This is a genomic window from Nonomuraea sp. NPDC004702, assembly GCF_053601695.1.
In genome coordinates this window covers 61724-67723 of the sequence record NZ_JBSGCE010000047.1, presented here as the reverse complement: position 1 = coordinate 67723, position 6000 = coordinate 61724, and the positions used below count along the sequence as shown (strand labels likewise).

7 protein-coding genes are annotated in these 6000 nt (G+C 75.5%); 2 read left to right on the top strand and 5 right to left on the bottom strand.

The features are described from left to right. Positions 1-703, top strand: a 703-nt coding sequence (locus ACWEJ6_RS39585; protein WP_452430597.1) for a hypothetical protein, incomplete at its 5' end; no start/stop codon positions are given. An 85-nt stretch (positions 704-788) separates the two neighbouring features. Here the strand turns inward: ACWEJ6_RS39585 and ACWEJ6_RS39580 are convergent. The 5 genes from ACWEJ6_RS39580 to ACWEJ6_RS39560 form a co-directional block, all read right to left on the bottom strand. Beyond that, a complete protein-coding gene (locus tag ACWEJ6_RS39580; protein ID WP_452430595.1) occupies positions 789-1790 on the bottom strand; it encodes an alpha/beta fold hydrolase in 1002 nt (333 codons plus the stop codon). Between the two features lie 168 nt (positions 1791-1958). Next, the gene (locus ACWEJ6_RS39575; RefSeq protein WP_397163046.1) at positions 1959-2756 is read right to left on the bottom strand and encodes an ABC transporter permease; all 798 of its coding nucleotides are present in this window, start codon (positions 2754-2756) and stop codon (positions 1959-1961) included. Continuing rightward, positions 2753-3760 (bottom strand): ABC transporter ATP-binding protein, encoded by a 1008-nt coding sequence (locus ACWEJ6_RS39570; protein WP_452430592.1) that lies wholly within the window; start codon positions 3758-3760, stop codon positions 2753-2755. The genes ACWEJ6_RS39575 and ACWEJ6_RS39570 overlap by 4 nt, the downstream gene beginning before the upstream one ends. Then, positions 3757-4131, bottom strand: coding sequence for a hypothetical protein (locus ACWEJ6_RS39565; protein ID WP_452430590.1), 375 nt, complete (start codon positions 4129-4131; stop codon positions 3757-3759). Before ACWEJ6_RS39565 ends, ACWEJ6_RS39570 begins: the two co-directional genes overlap by 4 nt. Positions 4132-4134: 3 nt before the next feature. Next, positions 4135-4677 carry a helix-turn-helix domain-containing protein gene (locus ACWEJ6_RS39560; RefSeq protein ID WP_452430588.1) on the bottom strand — a complete coding sequence of 181 codons (543 nt, stop codon included), beginning with the start codon at positions 4675-4677 and terminating at the stop codon, positions 4135-4137. 103 nt (positions 4678-4780) lie between these two features. Between ACWEJ6_RS39560 and ACWEJ6_RS39555 the strand changes: the two genes are divergently transcribed. Further along, complete coding sequence (locus ACWEJ6_RS39555; RefSeq protein WP_452430586.1) at positions 4781-5926, top strand: sensor histidine kinase; 1146 nt, start codon at positions 4781-4783, stop codon at positions 5924-5926. The last annotated feature ends 74 nt before the right edge of the window (positions 5927-6000 follow it).

The window sequence follows — 6000 nt, the reverse complement described above, 5'->3', positions numbered from 1 at the left end:
GCCGAGCTGGTGGAGAACGCGCTGTCGTTCTCGCCGCGCGAGACCCGGGTGGCGGTGTCGGGCAGCAGGATCGACGGCGGCGGCGCTGGCCAGGAAGAAGGCGCTGGAGGCGGCCAAGAAGAAGGCCGCGGCGGCGGCCAAGCGCAGGGCGCTGGCCGCGGCCAGGAAGAAGGCGGCGGAGAAGGCCAGGAAGGCGGCCGCGGCGGCGGCCAAGAGACGGGCCGCCGCGGCGGCCAAGAGGGAGGCACGCAGGAAGGCCGCCGAGGCGGCGGCCAAGCGGCGGGCCACGCAGGCGGCCAGGGCGCGCAACCGCTACCGGGCGGCCCAGGCTCGGCGCGCCCAGGCGGCGCGGCGCCCGGCACAGCGTCCGACCAGTCATCGGGCGGTGCAACGGCAGTCGCCGCCGAAGGCCGCCAGGCAGCCGGCGCAGCCGAGACCCAGCCAGGTCTACCGGAACGACGGCACCACGCAGCCGACCCAGTCCTACACCGTCTACCGCGACGGCAAGATGTACCCGGACGGGCCGCCGCCACCCAGCCTGACCAGGCCCCAGGGCTCCGGGCAGGCGGAGAAGCAGATCTTCAAACCGGAGAAGATCGAGCCGGAGAACACCCGGACGGGCACGATCGCCGAGACCGGCGCCCGGGTCACCCGATGGATCGACCAGAGCGGCCTGGACGACTTCCTCGGCGGCTTCTTCTGATCCCCGGCCCCGGGCGCGCGGACCGAATCAGGTCCCCGCGCCCGGGGCTCACCCGCCGGACGCGGGGGTCCGCCGGACGCGGTGGTCATCCGGCCGCCGCGTCCGGCGGCACGTCGTGGGCCGTGGCGAAGGCCAGCAGGGACGCCGCCGTCCGGGCCGGGTCCTCCAGCATGGGGGAGTGCCCGGCCCCGGGCAGCAGCTCGACGGTCGCGCCGGGGACCGCCCGGTAGCCGGCGGCCGAGGACGAACGCCATCTCCGGTCGTCCTGGCCGAAGATCACCAGCAGCGGCTTGCCGAGCACGGCCAGCCGGTCGGGCAGCGTGCGCTGCCGCAGGTACTCCTCGGCGGCCTTCGAGGTCGTGGTGAGCGAGTGGTAGGTGAGGCCGCGCACGTCCTCGACCAGTTCGGGCGGGATCCGGTAGCCGGGGCGGCTGAACGCGGTCTCCAGGCCACGGAGGAGGAGGCCGTCGGTGCGCAGCCGCCACAGCAGCTGCCCGACGACGGGCACGAACAGCAGCTCGCCGACGAACCCGTCGGAGACGAAGGCGTCCAGGCCGGGCCCGGAGTCGAGGAGGGCGAGCGCGGTCACCAGGTCGCCTCGCTGCTCGGCGAGCGCGGTGGCGACCGAGCCGCCGGTGGAGTGGCCGGCCACGACCGCGTGCCGCACGCCGAGCCGGTCCAGCGCCGCGCCGACCCGCCGTCCCTGCTCGGCGACGGTGTAGCCGCCGCCGGCCGGTTTGGCCGACCGGCCGTGCCCGAGCAGGTCGATGCGGATCACGCGATGCGACCGCGCCAGTTCCGGGACCACCGGGTCCCACCAGCGGGTCGAGCCGGCCAGGCCGTGGATCAGCACGAGCGCCGGGGCGCCGGCGGGGCCGTCCTGGCGGACGTACAGGCCGCCGCCGTCGAGGGGCACGTTCGACTCGCCCGCGGCCTCCTGCCCCGACACCACCAGCGTGTTCGCCAGGAGCAGCACGGCGGCCGCGAGCAGCACGGCCGCCACGACGCGACGACGCCGGCCGCGGCCCTTCGCGCGCCGCCCGGCCGCCGGGCGGGCCGGGGTCCGGACCTCTTGGGAAGTCATCATGGCCACACTGTCGCGGGCCACCCGCCCCGCCGGCTTGTACGAATGTTCCCGCCCGCCACCGGCCGGGCCCGCACCGGCAAGGCAGTCACCGGGCGGGCCTTCACCGGTAAGGCCGTCACCGGCCGGGCCCGCACCGGCAGGGCAGTCACCGGCCGGGCCGGAGCCAGGTCAGGCCACGTCGCGGCGGAGCGGCCGCAGGACGGCGGCCGCGCTCGCCAGCGCCGCGTACGCCAGCAGGACCAGCGCCCCGGCGGCCGGTGACAGCAGCCGGACCGGCTCGCTCGACAGCTGGGCGGCCAGCGCGTCGGCCACGGCGGTGAAGTCGGTCAGCGCCGAGGTCGCGCCGCCGGGCAGCCACGGGTACAACTCCCGCACGCCGGGGATCATGATCAGCGCCAGCTCGCCGCCGTACAGGTAGCCGATCACCACGCACAGCGCCGCGACCTGGTTGCGGATCAGCGCGCCCATGCCCACGCCCAGCACCACGTAGACCGCCATCGCCACCCCCAGCCGGGCCAGCAGCGCCACGATCGTCCCGGCGGGCAGGCCCAGCTCGACGCCGCGGGCCGCGGCCACGCCGAACAGCGCCGCCCCGGCCGTCCCGGCCAGCACCAGCCCGTACGCCAGGCCCGCCACGGCGTAGGCGACGAGCTTGGCCACCAGCACCCGCCACCGGTCCGGCGCGAACAGGAAGGTGAAGTTCACCGTGCGGTGCCGGTACTCCGACGTGACGGCGAGCGTCCCGACGGCGGCCGGGACGAAGGCGGTGAACCCGAGGAACCCCAGGACGGCCCGCACCCCCGCCTCGGTGTCCAGCCCCGGCATCGGCGGCTCGAAGTTCTCCGGCCCGACCAGGGCCAGCAGCCCGATCAGACCGCCCCCGAGCAGGACGGCCGCCAGCGGCATGCCCCACCACATCCTGGTGGCCAGCAGGCGCCGGAACTCCGCCCGCACGAACCCGGTCATGCCGCCGCCCCCTCGCCCGCGCCCGCCCGCTCCGGCGCGCCCGCCGCCTCCTCGCCCGCGCCCGCCTCATCCGGCGCGCCCGCCGCTTCCCCGCTCGCGTCCGCCCGCTCTCGCACGCCCGCCGTCTGGCCGGTGAGGCCGAGGAAGAGCCGTTCCAGGGTGGGGCGTTCGGTGGTCAGGCCGTGCACCGGCAGCCCGTGGGCCGCGGCCAGGGCGGCGACCCGCGCCGGATCGAGGCCGCGGACCCGCAGGTCGTGCGGGCCGGCCACGTCCACCTGCGCGGTCTCGGCGGCCAGCGCCGCGCGCAGGGCGGCGGCGTCGGGGGTGCGCACCAGCACGTCCGGCTCGGTGCCGCACAGCTCGCGCAGCGGGCCGGCGGCCAGCAGCCGCCCCCGCCCGATGACCACCACGTCGTCGGCGACCTGCTCCACCTCCGCCAGCACGTGGCTGGAGACCAGCACCGCCCGGCCCTGCGCGGCCATCTCGCGCAGGAACGAGCGCAGCCAGGCCGCCCCCTCGGGGTCCAGGCCGTTGCCCGGCTCGTCCAGCAGCAGTACCCGGGGGTCGCCGAGCAGGGCGGTGGCCAGGTTGAGCCGCTGCCGCATCCCGGTGGACAGGGCGCCGGTCGCCCGCCCGGCGGCTCCGGCCAGGCCCACCAGGCCCAGCAGGTCGCCGACCCGGCGATCGGGATGGCCGCCCATCGCGGCGTAGACGCGCAGATGGTCGCGGACCGAATGACGGGGATGGAAGGAGGCGGCGTCGAAGGTCGCGCCCACCACGGTGGTCGGTCGCGGCAGGTCACGGTAGCGTCGGCCGCCGATCGTCACGCCGCCCCGGGTGGGGGTGACGTGGCCGACCATCATGCGCATCGTCGTGGTCTTCCCGGCGCCGTTGAGGCCGAGGAACGCGGTGACCGCCCCGGGCCGGACCGTGAAGCTGAGGTCGTCGACGGCGGTCAGCGCGCCGTACCGCTTGGTCAGGCCGGTGACCTCGACGCCGGTCACGCGACCGCCGCCCGCACCGCGGCCCGGATCGCGGCGGCGGCCCGGCCGGCGCCGGAGACCGAGACGACCACCTCGTCGAACTCGCCGCCGGACGCGGCACGATCGAGCAGCAGGTGCACCGCCGGCGTGGCACCGGTCACCGACACGAGCTGCCGCCGCCCGCCGAACAGGCCCCACACGCCGATCTTGACGTGGCCCGCCACGCTCAGCCCCTTGCGCGCGCCGCGCGGGACGCGCAACGGTTCGCCCGCGACCCGCACCTCCCGCACGGACGCGACCGGGCACGCGTACCGGCCGTGACCGGTGAGCAACCGCTCCCAGCGCCCGAACTCGATCGTGACCTGACCCTCGTCCACCCATACCGTTGCCACAGTTCAGCCTTCCTTCAGGGGAAGCAGGACGGTCGCCAGCAAGCGCGGCGTACGCCCCTCTCCCGGCTCGTTCGCCAGCAGGGGGCGCACCAGCTCGGCGAACCCCGTGGCGAAGGCGACGAACTCCTCGTCGTCCAGGTGCAGGACCACCTGCTGGTATCCGGCGCCGTCGGCGGCCAGGTCGACGCGGTCCCGGTCGAGGTAGCGCGCGAACTCCGACAGCAGGCTGCCGGCGAATGCCGTGAACCACCGCGCGTGGTCCTCCGCCGACGCCGTGGCGAGGGCCTCGGGGGACGGCGTCAGGCCGCCCTCGGGCACCGCGTAGACCCGTTCGGTCGCCCCGCCGACCTTGTGCTCCTCGACCACCTCCAGCATCCCGGCCTTGGCCAGCGTCGCGATCTGCCGGTAGAGCGTCGCCTGCGGCACGTCGGGCAGCAGGCCCGCCAGGTCGGAGGGCGTACGGCGGCCCCCGGCGACGGCGCGCAGGATGCGGATGCGCACGGGATGCAGCGCCAGCTCGGCCCAGCGCTCTGTCGAGGTCGTCACGCTCTACACGTTATCACTATCGAGAATGAGAATGACACCGACGCGGCATTTCCGCATGTCAGCGCCCTTATGGGGGTATGTGGGGCCTGAGGGGGACCCGGTGATGGGAGCGACGGTCGGATACCAGGCGGCGTTCGAGGCGCTGCCGTGTCCCTGCATGCTGCTCACCCGAAGCCAGGTCGTGCTCGCCGTCAACGACGCCTACCTGCGGATGACCGGCCAGGACCGGGCGGAGGTCGTCGGCCGCGCCCTGCTCGGCGCGGCCCCCGTGCTGGGCGGCCTGAGCGGGTCGGGGGCGGCGAAGGTGGGCGCCTCGCTGGAGCGGGTGGCCGCCACCGCCGCCGGCGACGTCGTGCCGCTGCTGCGCGACGACTGGGATCCGCCCGGCCGGCGCCACTGGCGGCTGGCGAACGCCCCGGTGCTCGGCCCGTCGGGCGAGGTGACGGAGATCGTCGTCGTCTTCGGGGACGTCACCGGGTCGCTCGAACCCCGGCCCGCCGCCCGCCCCGACGGCCGCGCCTCCGGCTCCCCGAAGCCCGACGCGCTGCTGCACCAGGCCTACCGCCAGGAGCAGCAGAAGGTCTCCATGCTGCACGAGACGATCGAGCACCAGCAGCGGTTCGTCTTCGACGCCGCCCACGACCTGCGCAACCCGATCACCGGCCTGCTGACCGAGCTGGAGGAGGCCCTGTCCGATCCCGGCGCCGACCTCCGCCGGACCCTGCGCAGCCTGCACCGGGACGCCGAGCGGCTCAACGACATCGTCGGCGACCTGCTCGCCCTGGCCCGCCTCTACACCGCCCCGCCGCCTGGCGCCGACCTCGTCGACCTGGCCCGCCTGGTGGTGGAGGAGCTGGACGCGCATCCGCCGAGCGCGTCCGTCCGCACCCGGCTGGAGCAGGACGTGGTGGTCCGCGCCTCGCGGGTCCGGCTGGCCCGGCTGCTGTCCAACCTGGTGGCCAACGCCGAGCGCCACACCACCAGCAGGATCGAGTTCGTGGTCGCCGCCGCGCCGCCGTACGCCGTCCTGGAGGTCATCGACGACGGGCCCGGCATCCCGCCCGAGGAGCGGGAGCGCATCTTCCACCGGCTGTACCGGCAGGAACAGGCGCGCTCGCTGGACGCGGGCGGCTCCGGCTTCGGCCTGCCGATCGCCCGCGAGATCGCCCACGCCTACGGAGGCGATCTGTTCGTGGCCGACCACCCGGGGGGCGCCCGCTTCGTCCTGAGGCTCCCGCTGGCGACGTGATCGTCCGCGGGATCGGCGCACTTATGTCGATGCTCAGCCATAAGTCGTGCGCCATTCGGCGAAGATAGACTTGG

What these genes read in the sequence shown, in the direction of transcription:
- ACWEJ6_RS39580 (WP_452430595.1), bottom strand. Translation starts at nt 1,790, where the DNA reads ATGATGACTTCCCAAGAGGTCCGGACCCCGGCCCGCCCGGCGGCCGGG.
- ACWEJ6_RS39575 (WP_397163046.1), bottom strand. Translation starts at nt 2,756, where the DNA reads ATGACCGGGTTCGTGCGGGCGGAGTTCCGGCGCCTGCTGGCCACCAGG.
- ACWEJ6_RS39555 (WP_452430586.1), top strand. Translation starts at nt 4,781, where the DNA reads ATGGGAGCGACGGTCGGATACCAGGCGGCGTTCGAGGCGCTGCCGTGT.